Below are 14740 nucleotides of genomic sequence, written 5' to 3'. Positions count from 1 at the left end.
AGAGTCTGCCTGAGTATCCTGTCAGAAAAAATATTTAAAACGCACCCGAGCGCCGTAGCGTTCATCGGGATTCCCGCTCTTCGCTGCCGTGGAATCGAGCCACGAAGCATAGGCGCCAAGGTAAATATTGAAGTTCGGCATCGCCATAATATTCGGCAACTGCCAGGAGGTGTGCAGGGTATGGATGTCATAGCGCCCCGGCGCGAGAATTGCGCAGTCGCCATCACATTCGCTGGTCACCCCGGCCATATTGAACTGGTCGATTTTGTTATGCGCGTAGATATAGCCCAGCTCCACGCGATGCCACAGGGCGTTAATTCCGGCGCTGAAGTCGGTTTCGTCCGCCGCGTCCAGCAGAGCGGTACTCAGATTGACCACCGCCCCATCCTGCGGGTCGCTTTTCAGGGTGTTCCAGCTCATGGTCAGCCCGTAGCCGGTGCGATTTGACTGGTCGACCCAGCGTCCGCTCTGGTTCTGATAGCCGTAAGCATTGTTGACGAGATTGCTCTCTATCGCCGCGGCCGCCGACCAGGCGCCGGACTGCCACACCGCCACCGGCCGCACGTACACCACATTTTTGCGGTTTTCCAGCGCGTTACCGTGATAGTTCTGATCGACAAACAGCGAACTGCCGTCCTCCACCAGGGTATTAACCTCGAAATACCAGTTATCCACCGTTTTGCTGAACAGAAGGTTGCCGCCGCTGCTGCTGCGCCCGCGCCCCTCTTTCATCATGTAAATATAGCCATAGCCGTCGGAATAGAGATCGTTGGCGGTATTGCCTGAATATTCAATAAAGGTGTCCTGATTCAGGGGGAACATATCCCAGGCTTCAAAGCGGCCTATTTTTATTTTCCAGTCATCCTGCTGACCAAAGAAAAATACCGCATCGTCGAGATTCATTTTGCCATCCATATCCGCCAACGGCTGCACGCTGAATCCGGCATATTTCCCGTCAGCGCCATTACGCCTGCCGTCAATCCCCAGCAGAATACGACCATTAATATCCCAGCGTTCTTTATCGCCCGGCGCCCAGCTTTTATTCGCGCTGGTTTTGACCGACGTCAGACTGCCGGTGCGGCTGGCGCCATCGAGGTTAAATTCGACGTCGCCATAAAATTTTAATTCGCCATTGTCGTTTAGCTGCAGGCGCGGCGTAGCCGGCGCCGCGCGGGCGACCGTCGTGGCCTGCTGCTGGCCTTTCAGTGTCTTAATTTCCGCCTCTGCGCTGGCGGCGCGCGCCTCCGTTGCCTTTAACCGCTGCTCCATTTGCGCCAGTCGCTCCTCCAGCGATAACGGCGCCTGCGCCATAACGGATGGCAGATACAGAGACGTGAGAAAACACCCGACCCAGATTTTATTCATCGGTAAACCCTTTTATTATGGAATGAACTGAATTTGTTATTAATGGGTAACGCACGACGATGCAGGCAATAATAACCCGCCCATCGTCAAAGACGGGTTATTAACGACAACAGCCTTATTATTATTCGAGCTGCCAGGCGCCGGCTTCAGTTAATGCAGCTGAGCCGCTCCAGGCAAATAACGCTAATTCACGGCAAGGGACCTGCGGATAGATACGGCTGCTCAGGCAGGCTTCGCCATCATTGACGAAAACCTCAACCGAAGAGCTATCGAAAAATATCCGCAGGTTGAGATCCGCCCCGGCGGTCAACGGCACGCTGCGCGTCCCACACAGGCCAAACTGCGGATAATGCCGCTCCACCACCAGACGCTGCTGTTGGGCATCCACGTAGATGCGCAGGCCATCGCCAAAGCGCAGACCATACTGCTCAGCGCTGCTGCGGGCGCAGTCCCAGCGCAGGTGCACTTCCATCGCCTCGCAGTTGTCGACCATCGTCGTCTGCTGGTTGTTCAGCGTGCTGACCGGCCACGGGAACCAGGCGCCGCGCAGGCTCTCCACTTCTTTCGCCGGGCGCATCTGCAGGCGGCCATCGGCGCTCAGGCTCAACTCGCGCGGCAGGGAGAGCATGCCCGCCCAGCCGTCCTGCTGTTCCGGTAGCGGCGATTCCCACATATCCAGCCAGCCAATTACGATCCGCCGGCCATCGGGGGTGGCGAAACTTTGCGGGGCATAGAAATCGTGGCCGTGGTCCATCTCCCTGAATTCGCCGTGGCGAATAAAACGCTGCCCCGGCTGCCACTCGCCGATCAGATAGCCGCTCTGGAACAGGTTGCGGTTGCGGAACCCTTCGGCCTGCATCCCCTGCGGGGAAAACATCAGGACGCGCTTACCGTTGAGGGTGAAGAAGTCCGGGCACTCCCACATGTAGCCCATGGTGCTTTCCGCTTCATCCAGCACGCCCGCATCCTGCCACTGGCGCAGATCGGTTGAACGGTACAGCCGCACCTGGCCGGTATCGCCTTCGCGCGCGCCGACGATCATGTACCAGCTATCCCCTTCCCGCCAGACCTTCGGGTCGCGGAAGTGGTGCATGCCTGGAGGGGTGTCGACCACCATCCCCTGGCGCTCAAAGTGGATCCCGTCGCGGCTGGTGGCCAGACACTGCACCTGATACAGATTGGCTTCGTCGCCAGGATCGCCGTGGAACTTATGCCCGGTGTAAATCAGCGCCAGGGTATCGCCATCGACCACCGCCGAACCGGAGAAGCAGCCGTCTTTATCTTCCGGCCCCTCCGGCGCCAGCGCCACCGGCAGGTGCTCCCAGTGCACCAGATCCTTACTGCGCGCGTGCCCCCAGTGCATCGGCCCCCACTGGGTGGAATACGGGTGATGCTGATAAAAGGCATGGTACCAGCCGTCGAACCACACCAGACCGTTAGGGTCGTTGATCCACCCGGCGCGGGCCGCCAGGTGATAGTGTGGATACCAGCGCAGATTGAGCGCCTGGCGTTGTGTCTGGAGTACCTGTTCAGCCCGGGAGATTGTGTAAGTCATCATTTTCACTCTTTTTGATTCAGATAGCGGTAGGTTGCGACACCAGCGGATCGGCCGAGGATTTACCGGAGCGCAACAAGAAGATGGAGATAAAAGTGGTGCAGAACACCAGCAGGCCCATGATCAGATAGGACTGGGCGAAGCCATATTTTTCATAGCTGTAGCCCGCCAGCGGCGACAAGACGCTGGCAATGATCGAGCTGGTGCAGGCGAAACCCACCAGATAGAGGGTGGAGGAGAGGCGTTTATCAAAGTTGATGCTGTTGTACTTAAAGATAGCCACCAGCAGTATCGGCAGCTCCACCGCGTGCAGCAGTTTGGTAATGGAGATCAGCAGCGGCCCCTCCACCAGGCCAGAGGCCACCATGCGCATCGCCATCACCATGCCGGCGAAAATCAGACCGTTCTTGGCGCCGATACGGTTCACCAGCCACGGCGCGCAGAACATGCCGGCCGCCTCGAGGAACACCTGGAAGGAGTTGAGATAACCATACATCTCATTGCCTTCCTGCAGGGTCGCGAACTGCGATGAGAAATAGACCGGGAACTGCTGGTCATAGACGCCGTAGATGCAGGTGCCGATGACGAAAAAGACCAGCGCCCAGAACCGCGGCAGCGTCAGCAGGCGCAGTGCATCTTCCAGCGTCACCTTACCGCCCGATACCGCCTCCTGCATCGCATGCGGCGCCGAGGAGACCCGCAGCCGCGCCAGCAGGATAAAGAACACCAGCCCTGAGCAACTGGCGACGAGGAAGTTAAGCTGCGGATTGATGTTAAACAGCAGGCCGGCGAAGAAGGTGGCCACCGCCCAGCCGAGCGAGCCCCACATCCGTGCCCTGCCGAATTCAAACTGGCTCTGACGCGCCACGCGCTCGGTGTAGGATTCCAGCACGCCAATGCCGCCGTTAAAGGTCAGGCCGATGTAGATCCCGCCGAAGATGCTGCCCAACAGGACGTTAATCTTCAGCAGGTGGCCGAACAGCAGATACGCCGGACCGGAGAGGATCAGCAGCGCGGTGATATACCAGAGCAGATGTTTGCGCAGCCCCAGTTTGTCCTGAATGAAGCCATAGCAAACTTGCGCAAACAGCGCGGAAACCGACAGTACGGCATAGATAATACCGGTATCGCCAGCCTTTAACCCAACCTCCTGGTGAAGCCAGATAGAGAGCAAGGAGCCGGATGACGACCAGGTCACGAAAAAGAAAAACAGTAAGGCACTGAGCAACGGGTAGCTGTGTGAGTGATGCGCTTTCATCATGACATTCTCGTGTTAGAGGAATGCAATTATGGTAACGTTAACAAAAAACAAAACGCAGGGGGATTCGCTGCGATACATGATGTTAATCACAAAAGTTAACGTTAACATAATGAAGATGCGATCGCGATCAAATATTAACCGCGGCAGCGTTCAGGACGGCGATAGCAGAAAATCGTTTCACTCTTTTACATCAGCGACTTAGTTGTATAGCCTGTACTCTGCAGCCACGGCGGAGGAAAAAATGGCGTCCCTGAAAGATGTAGCAAAACTGGCGAATGTATCTCTGATGACCGTCTCGCGGGCGCTGAACACCCCGGAGCGGCTCAAGCCGGAGACCCTGGCCCGCGTGCAGGCCGCCATCGCCGAGACCAACTACGTCCCCGACCTGTCGGCGAAGAAGATCCGCGGGGCGCGCGCCACCCCCAGCACCATCGGCGTGCTGGCGCTGGATACCGTCACCACACCCTTTTCGGTGGAGATCACCCTCTCGATCGAAGAGACCGCCCGCGCCCACGGCTGGAACAGCTTTGTGGTCAACATGTTTTCGGACGATAGTCCGGAAGCGGTGGTCGACCTGCTCCTCTCCCACCGTCCGGACGGCATTATCTTTACCACCATGGGGCTGCGCCAGGTGCCGCTGCCGGACAAACTGCTGACTCTGCCCTGCGTGCTGGCCAACTGCGAAAGCCTCAGCCAGCCGGTGGCCAGCTATATCCCGGACGATGAACAGGGCCAGTACGACGCGGTGAAAGCCCTGCTTGCCGCTGGCTATCGTCATCCGCTGTGCCTGCACTTACCCGCCAGCCAGCTGGCGACGATCCGCCGCCGCCAGGGGCTGGAGCGCGCCTGCCGGGAGGCGGGTATCGAACCGGACCATCTGATCCATTCGTATATGGGCCAGGGCGATGAGCATTACCACGATATCCCGGCGGTGGTGCTGGCGCATATCCGCGAGGGTAAACCTGGCTTTGACTCGGTGATCTGCGGCAACGATCGCATCGCGTTTATGGTCTATCAGACGCTGCTGGGTCAGGGGTTACGCATTCCCCAGGACGTGGCGGTGGTGGGATACGACAATATGGTGGGCATTGGCGATCTGTTTCTGCCGCCGCTTTCCACGGTGCAGCTGCCGCACTACGACATCGGGCGCCTGAGCGCCCTGCATATCATTCACGGCGACAACCATCGGGAGACTCGCAAAGTCGCCAGCCCGTGGTTGCCGCGCGCCTCACATTAACGGTTACCGATGTTGCGCAGCTTCTCGCCCGCCATCAGGTTGCGCTCAATGTGCTCGAGGGTGACATTCTTGGTTTCCGGGATCAGCCAGAAGGTGACGCCGATAAAGGCCACGTTGAGCACCGTGTAGAGCCAGAAGGTGCCGGCGGCGCCAATCGCGTCAAGCAGCGTCAGGAAGGTGGCGCCGATGATCATGTTCGACACCCAGTTGGTGGTGGTCGAGCAGGTGATACCGAAGTCGCGGCATTTCAGCGGCTGGATCTCGGAGCAGAGGATCCACACCACCGGCGCCGCGCTCATCGCATACCCGGCAATACACATCATGGTCATGCCGACGGAAAGCCAGGAGAGACCGCTGGAGGCGGTGCCATTGTCGAACTGCATCAGGCAGTAACCCAGCACCAGGGTGCCCAGCGCCATCACGCTAAAGCCGATTTTTAGCGCCGGCTTACGACCCGCTTTATCCACCGTGAACACCGCAATAAAGGTGGCAAACATAAAGGTCAGGCCCACCACCAGAGTGGCGATCATCTGCTGTTCGGTAGTGGTAAAGCCCGCCATTTTAAAGATACGCGGCGCGTAGTACATGATGATGTTCATGCCGGTGAACTGCTGCATCGCCTGCAGCAGCATGCCAAGGAACACCGCCCGGCGCACGTTACGATTGACCTTAAACAACGCCCAGCCGCCCTGCTTCAGCTTCAGGCTCTCACGGATCTCGTTAAGCTCGTCGCGCGCCTTTTCCGAGGTATCGCGCAGCATCCGCAGCACCTCTTCCGCTTCGATATGGCGTCCTTTCTCCGCCAGCCAGCGCGGGCTGTTCGGCAAAAAGACGACCAGAATAATCAGGATCACCGCCGGCAGCGCCAGCACGCCTAACATGGCGCGCCAGTTACCGCTGTAGCTAAAGGCGGTATCGGAAAGAAACGCCAGCACAATGCCGAGGGTCACCATCAGCTGGTACATACTGATCATTTTCCCGCGCACGTTCTCACTGGCCATCTCGGAGAGGTACAACGGCGCGGTATAGGAAGCGATCCCGACGGCCACCCCCAACACCACGCGGGCTATCAGCAGCACCTCCACGCTGGCGGCAAAAGCGGAGCCGATAGAGCCGGCAACAAAGAGCACAGCCCCCGCCATCAGGCTGTATTTACGGCCGAGGCGGAACGACAGCCAGCCGTTAAACAGCGCACCGATCGCCGCCCCCAACATCATACTGCTGACCACCCACTCCTGAAGCTGGCTGGATAAGGTGAAGTGGTCGGTAATAAAGGGCAGCGCCCCGGATATCACGCCGATATCCAGGCCAAAGAGCAACCCCGCTACCGCCGCAGCGATAGAAACAAACCAGTTCATCCGCCGGGTGTCACGTTGTGTCCGCGGCGTTAATGCAGAGTCGTTACTGATTGAAGTCATTTTTATTCCTGCCACACAGAGAAAGACATAGGACGAAAGTACGTGACTGGCGGAGGAGTTTGTCAGGCTGGATAAGCCAAAGATATGGACTATTTTGCTGGCAGGAGAGGTTTTGTGATGGACATTAAACTTTCTAAGGAACAAAAAATGCGTTTGTCATAGTGAATAACCCTGTCCATACAGGGCAGTAACATTAATCAGGCGATATAGAATATGGACGATTATCACTTATTGATATGGACAATAATTGCTCACTCGGCCGGTGCGATACTCACCGCCCCGGCCTCGCGGAGGGGGTTAGCGTGCCAGCCAGCCGCCGTCCACCGCCACCGTATAACCATTGATGTAATCGGAAGCTGGGGAGGCAAGGAATACCACCGGCCCCATCAGATCGGCCGGCAGGCCCCAGCGTCCGGCGGGAATGCGGTCGAGAATTTCGCTGCTACGCTGTTCGTCAGCGCGCAGCTGCTGGGTGTTATTGGTCGCCATATACCCCGGAGCGATGGCGTTGACGTTGATATTGTGTTTGGCCCATTCGTTCGCCAGCAGGCGGGTCACGCCCATCACCGCGCTTTTGGACGCCGTATACGATGGCACGCGGATCCCGCCCTGGAAAGACAGCATGGAGGCGATGTTAATGATCTTCCCGCCGCTGCCCTGGGCGATAAAGTGCTTCGCCGCCGCCTGGGACATGAAAAATACGCTCTTGATGTTCAGGTTCATGACGTCGTCCCAGTCCTTTTCGCTGAACGCCAGCGCGTCCTCGCGGCGGATCAGCCCGGCGTTATTGACCAGAATATCAATATGGCCGAATTCCGCCACCGCACGCTCCAGCAGCTGGGGGATACCGTCGATCTGGCGCAGGTCGGCGGTCAGGCTGAGAAAGCGGCGTCCCAGCGCCGTCACCCGTTCGATGGTTTCCACGGGCTCGACGATATTGATACCAACAATATCGCAACCTGCTTCCGCCAGCCCGAGGGCCATTCCCTGACCTAAACCGGTATCGCATCCGCTCACGACGGCTACTTTTCCCTGCAGGGAGAATGCATCAAGAATCATAATGTGTTCCTTAATCGTTCAGAGCCTGCTGCGTGCAGGCAAGGTTCTCTCGGCCCTGCCCACGCCGATGGCGGAGCTGAGCGTGGGGTGAACTCTCGGGCATAGCCCACCATAATGAAAATAAAACAGAGTTCCGTTTTTGCTGATGAGTGCCATCTTAGCCCTGCCCCCTGTCATTTTCAATAATATTTAAAACGATGTTTCATTTTTTATGATGGCGATTACAAAAAAAGAAAAAGCGAAGGCACCCGGCGGCACGCGCCGGGCGGGAGAGGTGTTAAAAGGACGATGATTCAACCGGTTGTCTGGAGAGGCGAACAAAGAGAGGCCAGCAGGCCGCTGAAAATGCGGGAATTACGCTGAACTGCGTGAGGCATCACAAATAATGAAACGGCGTTTTGATATATTAACACTCATCTTTTAAAACACATCACACAGCGACACGCCTCTGGTCCAGCGGCATCGCAGGAAAGAAAGGAGCACTACATGGCTAAAGGCATGCGGGTCAAACTGAATTATCAGGTCAGCCACGATCCGGATACCGGAGCGGAAGTTACCCGCTTAACCCCTCCGGAGGTCACCTGTCATCGCAACTACTTCTATCAGAAGTGTTTTTTTAACGATGGCAGCCATTTACTGTTCGCCGGCGAGTTTGACGGCCACTGGAACTACTATCTGCTGAATATCGCCAGCGCCGAGGCCATCCAGCTGACGGAAGGCGCCGGGGATAACACCTTCGGCGGCTTCCTCTCCCCGGACGATAAGTCGCTTTATTACGTGAAAAATGACCGCACCCTGCTGGAGGTGAATCTGACCACCCTCGTTGAGCGCGAAGTTTATCGCGTCAGCGATGACTGGGTCGGCTACGGCACCTGGGTGGCAAACAGCGATTGCAGCAAACTGGTGGGCATTGAGATTGCGAAAAGCGACTGGACGCCGCTCAACGACTGGCAGATTTTTCATGACTTCTTTCACAAAGGACCACACTGCCGCCTGCTGCGCGTCGATCTGCACAGCGGTGAGAGCCAGGTGATCCATGAGGAAAAAATCTGGCTGGGACACCCAATCTATCGTCCCTTCGACGACCACACCGTCGCCTTCTGCCATGAAGGGCCGCACGATCTGGTGGACGCCCGCATGTGGCTGGTCAATGAAGATGGCAGCCACGTCCGCAAAGTGAAAACGCATGCCCCGGGCGAAAGCTGCACCCATGAATTCTGGGTACCGGACGGTTCGGCGCTGATCTACGTCTCCTATCTGAAAGGTCAGCAGGGGCGGACTATCTATCGCTTTGATCCCGAAAGCGGCGTCAACGAGGCCCTGATGACGATGCCGGCCTGCTCGCATCTGATGAGCAATTTCGACGGCACGCTGCTGGTGGGCGATGGCTCAGGGACCCCGGTGGATGTCAAAGATACCGGCGGCTACTCCATTGATAACGATCCTTATCTGTATGTCTTTAACGTGGCGCAAAAACGCTACTTCCGCGTCGCACGTCATGATACCTCGTGGGCGACGGTGGCCAACAGCCGTCAGGTGACTCACCCACACCCCTCGTTTACCCCGGACGACAGCGCCATTCTGTTCAGCTCCGATAAAGACGGTAAACCGGCCATCTATATCGCGAAATTGCCCGAGCATCCGCCAATGCTAAGCGCCTGATCCACGCCACACGTCTTTCTGTCACTGGCCTTGCCCTCCTTCGTGGAGGGCTTTTTTTGTCCCTTCTCTTTCCCCCATAAAAAACCCCGGCTGACGGCGCCGGGGAAAACAAACGATGAGGGCTGAATGGTCTGTCAGAACGAGTAGGCCACCCCAACGCGGAAGCGGGTCTGACGATCGCTGCGGTCGTTCACCCCGACGTTGCCAATTTCACCATACGGTGACCAGTTGTTATCCAGCTTATAAGCCACCTTCACGTTATATTCCTGCGAGTAGGGTTTGTTGTCGTTGCGGCTGACCCCTTCGGAACTGCGGGCATAGACATAGTTCAGCTCTGTACGCCAGTCACCAAGCGCAAACCCGGCCCACGCGTCGCCGCGGTTAACTTTGTCATCATCTTTACCGGCGTTGTTCGGATAACGGGTGTATTCATAGCGATAGCGAGCGGCGACATAGAAGCCGTTGTCGAAGCTGTATTGCACGTGGAGGTGCGGCTTGTAGATGGAGCGGCTGTCGTTGCTCTCAATGGTAAACCCGGGGGTGAGGAAAAAGTTCGACGTTGCTTTCCAGCGCCAGCTGATGGTGTCTTCATGTCCATTACCCACCACGTCTGAATAGGGCTGCGAACCGTTGTCGCCACCCGAGCGCCATTTGGCCTCGACGGTAAAGCCTAGCCCGTTGGCAAAACGGTGGGAAACGGAGACGCGGTCGGCATTACTTTTATCGCTCTTGCCGCCATCTATAAATTCATGACGTAAATCTATCGTTACCGCAGTTGCCGCAAAAGACATACCACAGAGGGCGGCCAGAACCAGAGATCGTTTTAACATAGGGTACCCCTTATAATAAATAAAATGTCATTTCGTTTTTATGAAACGTTATTTTATTTTTTAAGCACCTTAGTTTTAGTGACCAGGATCGTAGTTATTTGTTTCAAAAAATGTGGCACAACAAGACGTGACGGAGCTCAATAAATTCGCCAGGAGGGAAGTGAAATACGCGAGAAAAAGCAGGGTTCGGCAAAGTGCGGCGCATAAAAAAGGCCTCCCGCAGGAGGCCATGTAGATCGAGACAGAGTGTCAGGCGCGCTCTACCGCCAGCGCCACGCCCTGACCGCCGCCGATGCACAGCGTCGCCAGCCCTTTACGGGCATCACGCTTGATCATTTCATGCACCAGCGATACCAGGATCCGGCAGCCGGAGGCGCCGATGGGGTGGCCGAGAGCGATCGCGCCGCCGTTGACGTTGACCCGCCGTTCATCCCACTCCAGTACCCGGCCAACCGAGATCGCCTGAGCGGCAAAGGCCTCATTGGCTTCGATCAGATCAACGTCGTCCAGCCGCCAGCCGGCCCGCTCCAGACAGCGACGGGTGGCGTGCACCGGGGCAATACCCATCAGCGCCGGATCGACCCCGACGCTGGCGAAGGCGCGGATCCGGGCGAGGATCGGCAGCCCCAGTTCAAGGGCTTTGGCTTCACTCATCATCATCACCGCCGCCGCGCCGTCGTTGATGCTGGAGGCGTTGCCGGCGGTCACCGACCCGAGGCGGTCGAAGGTGGGCTGCAGGCTGGCCAACCCTTCCGCGCTGGCATCCACCCGCGGTTGTTCATCGGTATCCACGGTGCGCGCCGCGCCGTTATGCTCGGTAATAACCGGGACAATCTCGTCGCGAAAGCGGCCGGAATCAATCGCCTTGCGCGCCTTATGCTGTGAGCTGAGCGCCCAGGCGTCCTGCAACTCGCGGCTGATGCCGTATTCCCGGGCGAGGTTTTCCGCCGTAACGCCCATATGATAATCGTTGAAGGCATCCCACAGTCCGTCATGCACCAGGCTGTCAATCAGCTGGCTGTTGCCCAACTGGGCGCCGGTGCGGCTGTCGGTGAGTACATGCGGAGCGCGGCTCATATTCTCCTGGCCGCCGGCGATCACCACATCCGCTTCCCCGCACTGAATCGCCTGGGTGGCGAGGTGCAAAGCCTTCAGGCCGGAGCCGCAGACGTCGTTTATGGTAATGGCCGATACAGTGTTAGGCAGCCCGCCGCGAATTGCGGACTGGCGCGCGGGGTTTTGCCCGGTACCGGCGGTCAGCACCTGGCCGAGGATCACCTCATCCACACTCTGCGGATCGATCCCTGTCTGCTCAACCAGCGCTTTCAACACCACGCTCCCCAGCTCGACGGCTGAATGGCGCGATAAGGCGCCCTGAAAGCAGCCAATCGGCGTTCGTAGCGCCCCGACGATCACGACATCCTTCATCCTCTACCCCTGCCCGTGCTTTTGCGCAAAGAAACAGCGATATACTAGATAATTGTTATCAAAAAACTTTGTAATTGTTTAAAAAAAGTGAAGCTAATCACAAAGAAACCGCTTTTTATTAACGTTCACGCCGCTGCAGATGCTCACGCAGCCAGCTGCCGGCCGCCCCCGGCGGCGCTTTCTTATTCCACAGCAGATCGACCGAAATCGCCCGCGGCCAGCCGGGAATATCAAGCGCCACCAGCCCGCCCTGCGGCGCAAACTCCGCCACCAGCGCACAGGGCAGAATGCACCAGCCGAATCCCTGCACTGCCATGCTGAGCAGCAGCAGATAGTTTGGCGCCGACCAGACCTGACCTGCGGCAGGTTCGGTGGCGCTGGCCAGAAAGGTGCTCAACCGCAGCTCACGCCAGCTGCGCAGCTCATCCCAGACGACCTTGCCCTGCGCCGCCAGCGGATGGTCAGGCGCCACGTAAATGCTCATCGCCGTCTGCAGCGGCAGGCGGGTGCTGCCGATGTCGGTCGGGTAGCGATCTCTGGCCTCAATCAGCCCCACCTGGGCGCGGGCTTTTTGCAGGAGATCGATCACATCCTCGTCTTCGCCAATCAAACACTCAAACTCGGTATGGGGAAAGCGGCGGTCAAACTGCACCAGCAGATCTTCCAGCACGTCCGGGTGCAGGGTGTCCGAGAGCACGAAGGTCAGTCGCGGTTCCGTCTCACCGGCGAGCGACACCGCCAGCTCATCCAACCGCTCGCTGGCGGCGAGGATCGCTTTGACATAGCTTAGCACCTGCTCCCCCTGCGGCGTCAGCGTCGGCTGCCGCGTTGCCCTGTCAAAGAGGGTCACGCCGAGATCGGCCTCCAGGTTGGCGATAGCGGTACTGATCGTCGACTGGCTTTTACGCAGGCGACGGGCGGCAGCGGAAAACGATCCGCAGTCAACCGCCTCCACAAAGGCGGTTAACGCTTCCGGGGAATAACGCATAATCTATCTACTTTATCGATGGTTTCTATCTTTTTTTTATCATATTTTTCCATAAAATGCCGGGTAATTTCCTGTTCAGGCTAAAACTGGAGGTCGCTCGCCATGCAACAGATCCCTCATCAGCGCAAGACGCTTACGGAACGCGTTATCCACGCCATCACCTTCGAAGGACTGGCGACGCTGATCCTCGCCCCTACCGCCGCCTGGCTGATGCAGCGCTCGGTCGTGGAGATGGGCGGGCTGAGTATTCTGCTCGCCACCCTGGCGATGGTATGGAACATCATCTATAACGCGATGTTCGATCGCCTGTGGCCGGTCTCCCGCTTTCCCCGCCAACTGAAAGTGCGTGCGCTGCACGCGCTGGGCTTTGAGACCGGATTCATCATCATTGGCGTCACCATGGTGGCGATCGTGCTGGGCGTATCGCTCTTGCAGGCGTTTATGCTGGAGATCGGCTTCATGCTCTTCTTCCTGCCCTACACCATGGCGTTTAACTGGGCATGGGACACCCTGCGCGAGCGCGTTATCCGCCGCCGCCGCCCACGCCAGCCGGCGCGCGGGTAGTGCCCCGGGCGGATCCTCCACGATCCGCCGCGACTTTATCACCAAAAACTATCGCAACAGACGAACCATAAATATGGTAAATTGCACTCCTTTTTTTTGGTTTACCGGTTGATAAAGTCGCATAATGTCTAAAATTTGGTCTAAAGAAGAAACTCTATGGAGTTTTGCCTTATATGGCACTGCAGTAGGCGCTGGGACGCTATTTCTACCGATCCAGCTGGGTTCGGCTGGCGCCATTGTCCTGTTCATCACCGCGCTGGTCGCCTGGCCGCTCACCTACTGGCCTCACAAAGCGCTAAGCCAGTTTATTCTCTCGGCCAATATCGCGCCGGGAACCGGGATCACCGGCGCAGTCAATCACTACTATGGTAAGAAAATCGGCAACCTGATCACCGGCCTCTATTTCCTCGCCTTCTTCGTCGTGGTGCTCATCTATGCCGTGGCCATCACCAACTCGCTGGCCGAGCAGGTGGCGCATCGTACGCCGGTGACCCCCACGCTGCGCGCGCTGCTGAGCCTGGGCGTTGTGCTGGTCCTCAACCTGATCTTTCTCATGGGGCGGCAGGTCACCATCAAGGTGATGGGCTTTCTGGTCTTCCCGCTTATCGCCTGCTTCCTGTTTCTCTCCCTCTATTTAATCCGCGACTGGCATCCTGAGCACCTCACCAGCCAGATGCAGTTCAGCACGCACACGCTCCATCAGATCTGGATCTCCATTCCCGTGATGGTTTTCGCTTTTAGCCATACGCCGATCATTTCTACTTTTGCTATCGACCAGCAGGAGAAACATGGCGACCTGGCCATGGATAAATGCAAAAAAATCATGAAGGTGGCCTACACCATCATCTGCGCCAGCGTGCTGTTTTTCGTCTTCAGCTGTCTGCTGGCGATCCCGGCGACCTATATTGAAAGCGCCCGCGATCAGGGGGTGACCATCCTTTCCGCCCTGTCGATGGTGCCGGGCGCGCCCGGCTGGCTGGCGGTAACCGGCATCATCGTTGCCGTGGTCGCCATGTCGAAATCCTTCCTTGGCACCTACTTCGGGGTGATTGAAGGCGCCAGTGAAATCGTCAAGAGTTCGCTGGGGCTGGTCGGGGTGCGTAAGAGCCGCGCCTTCAACCGGGCGATGTCGATCCTGCTGGTCTCCGCCTTCACCTTTGCGGTGTGCTTTATCAACCCGAATGCCATTTCGATGATCTACGCCATCAGCGGGCCGCTTATCGCCATGATCCTGTTTATCATGCCCACGCTGTCCACCTGGCTTATTCCGGCGCTTAAACCGTACCGCTCGGTGGGTAACGCCATTACGCTGGTGGTCGGCCTGCTCTGCGTTTCAGTGATGTTCTTTGGCTAATCGCCTCTTGCGGCAGCGG

The 14740-nt window shown here is 57.7% G+C and carries 13 protein-coding genes; 4 read left to right on the top strand and 9 right to left on the bottom strand.

The window, feature by feature from the left end; all coding sequences use genetic code 11:
• Positions 1 to 21 precede the first annotated feature (21 nt).
• The 4 genes from R0140_RS04250 to R0140_RS04235 form a co-directional block, all read right to left on the bottom strand.
• Entirely contained in the window at positions 22 to 1365 is a 1344-nt protein-coding gene (locus R0140_RS04250; protein ID WP_022064921.1) for a carbohydrate porin, read from the bottom strand.
• Between the two features lie 121 nt (positions 1366 to 1486).
• Entirely contained in the window at positions 1487 to 2920 is a 1434-nt protein-coding gene (locus R0140_RS04245) for a glycoside hydrolase family 32 protein (protein WP_032747069.1), read from the bottom strand.
• A 19-nt stretch (positions 2921 to 2939) separates the two neighbouring features.
• Positions 2940 to 4181: an MFS transporter gene (locus R0140_RS04240; RefSeq protein ID WP_012540640.1), complete on the bottom strand. Its 1242-nt coding sequence runs from the start codon at positions 4179 to 4181 to the stop codon at positions 2940 to 2942.
• Positions 4182 to 4193: 12 nt separating this feature from the next.
• Positions 4194 to 4328 (bottom strand): hypothetical protein, encoded by a 135-nt coding sequence (locus R0140_RS04235; RefSeq protein ID WP_046621754.1) that lies wholly within the window; start codon positions 4326 to 4328, stop codon positions 4194 to 4196.
• A gap of 94 nt (positions 4329 to 4422) precedes the next feature.
• Between R0140_RS04235 and R0140_RS04230 the strand changes: the two genes are divergently transcribed.
• On the top strand, positions 4423 to 5418 hold the full coding sequence (locus tag R0140_RS04230) for a LacI family DNA-binding transcriptional regulator (protein WP_008806352.1): 996 nt from the start codon (positions 4423 to 4425) through the stop codon (positions 5416 to 5418).
• Here R0140_RS04230 and R0140_RS04225 read toward each other — a convergent pair.
• Positions 5415 to 6836, bottom strand: coding sequence for an arabinose-proton symporter AraE (locus R0140_RS04225; protein WP_008806353.1), 1422 nt, complete (start codon positions 6834 to 6836; stop codon positions 5415 to 5417). The two genes, R0140_RS04230 and R0140_RS04225, sit on opposite strands and share 4 nt — an antisense overlap.
• A gap of 297 nt (positions 6837 to 7133) precedes the next feature.
• A complete protein-coding gene (gene kduD, locus R0140_RS04220) occupies positions 7134 to 7895 on the bottom strand; it encodes a 2-dehydro-3-deoxy-D-gluconate 5-dehydrogenase KduD (RefSeq protein WP_012540639.1) in 762 nt (253 codons plus the stop codon).
• 486 nt (positions 7896 to 8381) lie between these two features.
• On the opposite strand from kduD, the gene R0140_RS04215 reads away from it, so the two are divergent.
• Complete coding sequence (locus tag R0140_RS04215; protein WP_008806355.1) at positions 8382 to 9557, top strand: oligogalacturonate lyase family protein; 1176 nt, start codon at positions 8382 to 8384, stop codon at positions 9555 to 9557.
• 134 nt (positions 9558 to 9691) lie between these two features.
• On the opposite strand, the gene ompK26 is transcribed toward R0140_RS04215, so the two are convergent.
• From ompK26 to R0140_RS04200, 3 genes are all read right to left on the bottom strand, one after another.
• Positions 9692 to 10387 carry a KdgM family porin OmpK26 gene (gene ompK26 / locus R0140_RS04210; protein ID WP_012967271.1) on the bottom strand — a complete coding sequence of 232 codons (696 nt, stop codon included), beginning with the start codon at positions 10385 to 10387 and terminating at the stop codon, positions 9692 to 9694.
• Between the two features lie 249 nt (positions 10388 to 10636).
• Positions 10637 to 11815: an acetyl-CoA C-acetyltransferase gene (locus tag R0140_RS04205; RefSeq protein ID WP_008806357.1), complete on the bottom strand. Its 1179-nt coding sequence runs from the start codon at positions 11813 to 11815 to the stop codon at positions 10637 to 10639.
• A 118-nt stretch (positions 11816 to 11933) separates the two neighbouring features.
• Complete coding sequence (locus R0140_RS04200; protein ID WP_032755442.1) at positions 11934 to 12803, bottom strand: LysR family transcriptional regulator; 870 nt, start codon at positions 12801 to 12803, stop codon at positions 11934 to 11936.
• Between the two features lie 102 nt (positions 12804 to 12905).
• Here R0140_RS04200 and R0140_RS04195 point away from each other — a divergent pair, with 102 nt between their 5' ends.
• Positions 12906 to 13367 (top strand): multidrug/biocide efflux PACE transporter, encoded by a 462-nt coding sequence (locus R0140_RS04195; protein ID WP_008806359.1) that lies wholly within the window; start codon positions 12906 to 12908, stop codon positions 13365 to 13367.
• A gap of 124 nt (positions 13368 to 13491) precedes the next feature.
• The gene (locus R0140_RS04190; RefSeq protein ID WP_110184894.1) at positions 13492 to 14721 is read left to right on the top strand and encodes an amino acid permease; all 1230 of its coding nucleotides are present in this window, start codon (positions 13492 to 13494) and stop codon (positions 14719 to 14721) included.
• Positions 14722 to 14740 lie beyond the last annotated feature (19 nt).

This window comes from Klebsiella sp. w6 (assembly GCF_033100215.1).
Taxonomy (GTDB): Bacteria; Pseudomonadota; Gammaproteobacteria; order Enterobacterales; family Enterobacteriaceae; genus Klebsiella; species Klebsiella variicola.
Note: the sequence above shows the minus strand (reverse complement) of the source record. Positions and strands in the feature narration are given on the sequence as shown.

Excerpts from the sequence above, each read along its gene's own strand:
- R0140_RS04200 (WP_032755442.1), bottom strand. The coding sequence starts at position 12,803 with ATGCGTTATTCCCCGGAAGCGTTAACCGCCTTTGTGGAGGCGGTTGAC.
- R0140_RS04195 (WP_008806359.1), top strand. The coding sequence starts at position 12,906 with ATGCAACAGATCCCTCATCAGCGCAAGACGCTTACGGAACGCGTTATC.
- R0140_RS04250 (WP_022064921.1), bottom strand. The coding sequence starts at position 1,365 with ATGAATAAAATCTGGGTCGGGTGTTTTCTCACGTCTCTGTATCTGCCA.
- R0140_RS04225 (WP_008806353.1), bottom strand. The coding sequence starts at position 6,836 with ATGACTTCAATCAGTAACGACTCTGCATTAACGCCGCGGACACAACGT.
- R0140_RS04230 (WP_008806352.1), top strand. The coding sequence starts at position 4,423 with ATGGCGTCCCTGAAAGATGTAGCAAAACTGGCGAATGTATCTCTGATG.
- R0140_RS04245 (WP_032747069.1), bottom strand. The coding sequence starts at position 2,920 with ATGACTTACACAATCTCCCGGGCTGAACAGGTACTCCAGACACAACGC.
- R0140_RS04215 (WP_008806355.1), top strand. The coding sequence starts at position 8,382 with ATGGCTAAAGGCATGCGGGTCAAACTGAATTATCAGGTCAGCCACGAT.
- R0140_RS04205 (WP_008806357.1), bottom strand. The coding sequence starts at position 11,815 with ATGAAGGATGTCGTGATCGTCGGGGCGCTACGAACGCCGATTGGCTGC.
- R0140_RS04190 (WP_110184894.1), top strand. The coding sequence starts at position 13,492 with ATGTCTAAAATTTGGTCTAAAGAAGAAACTCTATGGAGTTTTGCCTTA.
- kduD (WP_012540639.1), bottom strand. The coding sequence starts at position 7,895 with ATGATTCTTGATGCATTCTCCCTGCAGGGAAAAGTAGCCGTCGTGAGC.
- R0140_RS04240 (WP_012540640.1), bottom strand. The coding sequence starts at position 4,181 with ATGATGAAAGCGCATCACTCACACAGCTACCCGTTGCTCAGTGCCTTA.
- ompK26 (WP_012967271.1), bottom strand. The coding sequence starts at position 10,387 with ATGTTAAAACGATCTCTGGTTCTGGCCGCCCTCTGTGGTATGTCTTTT.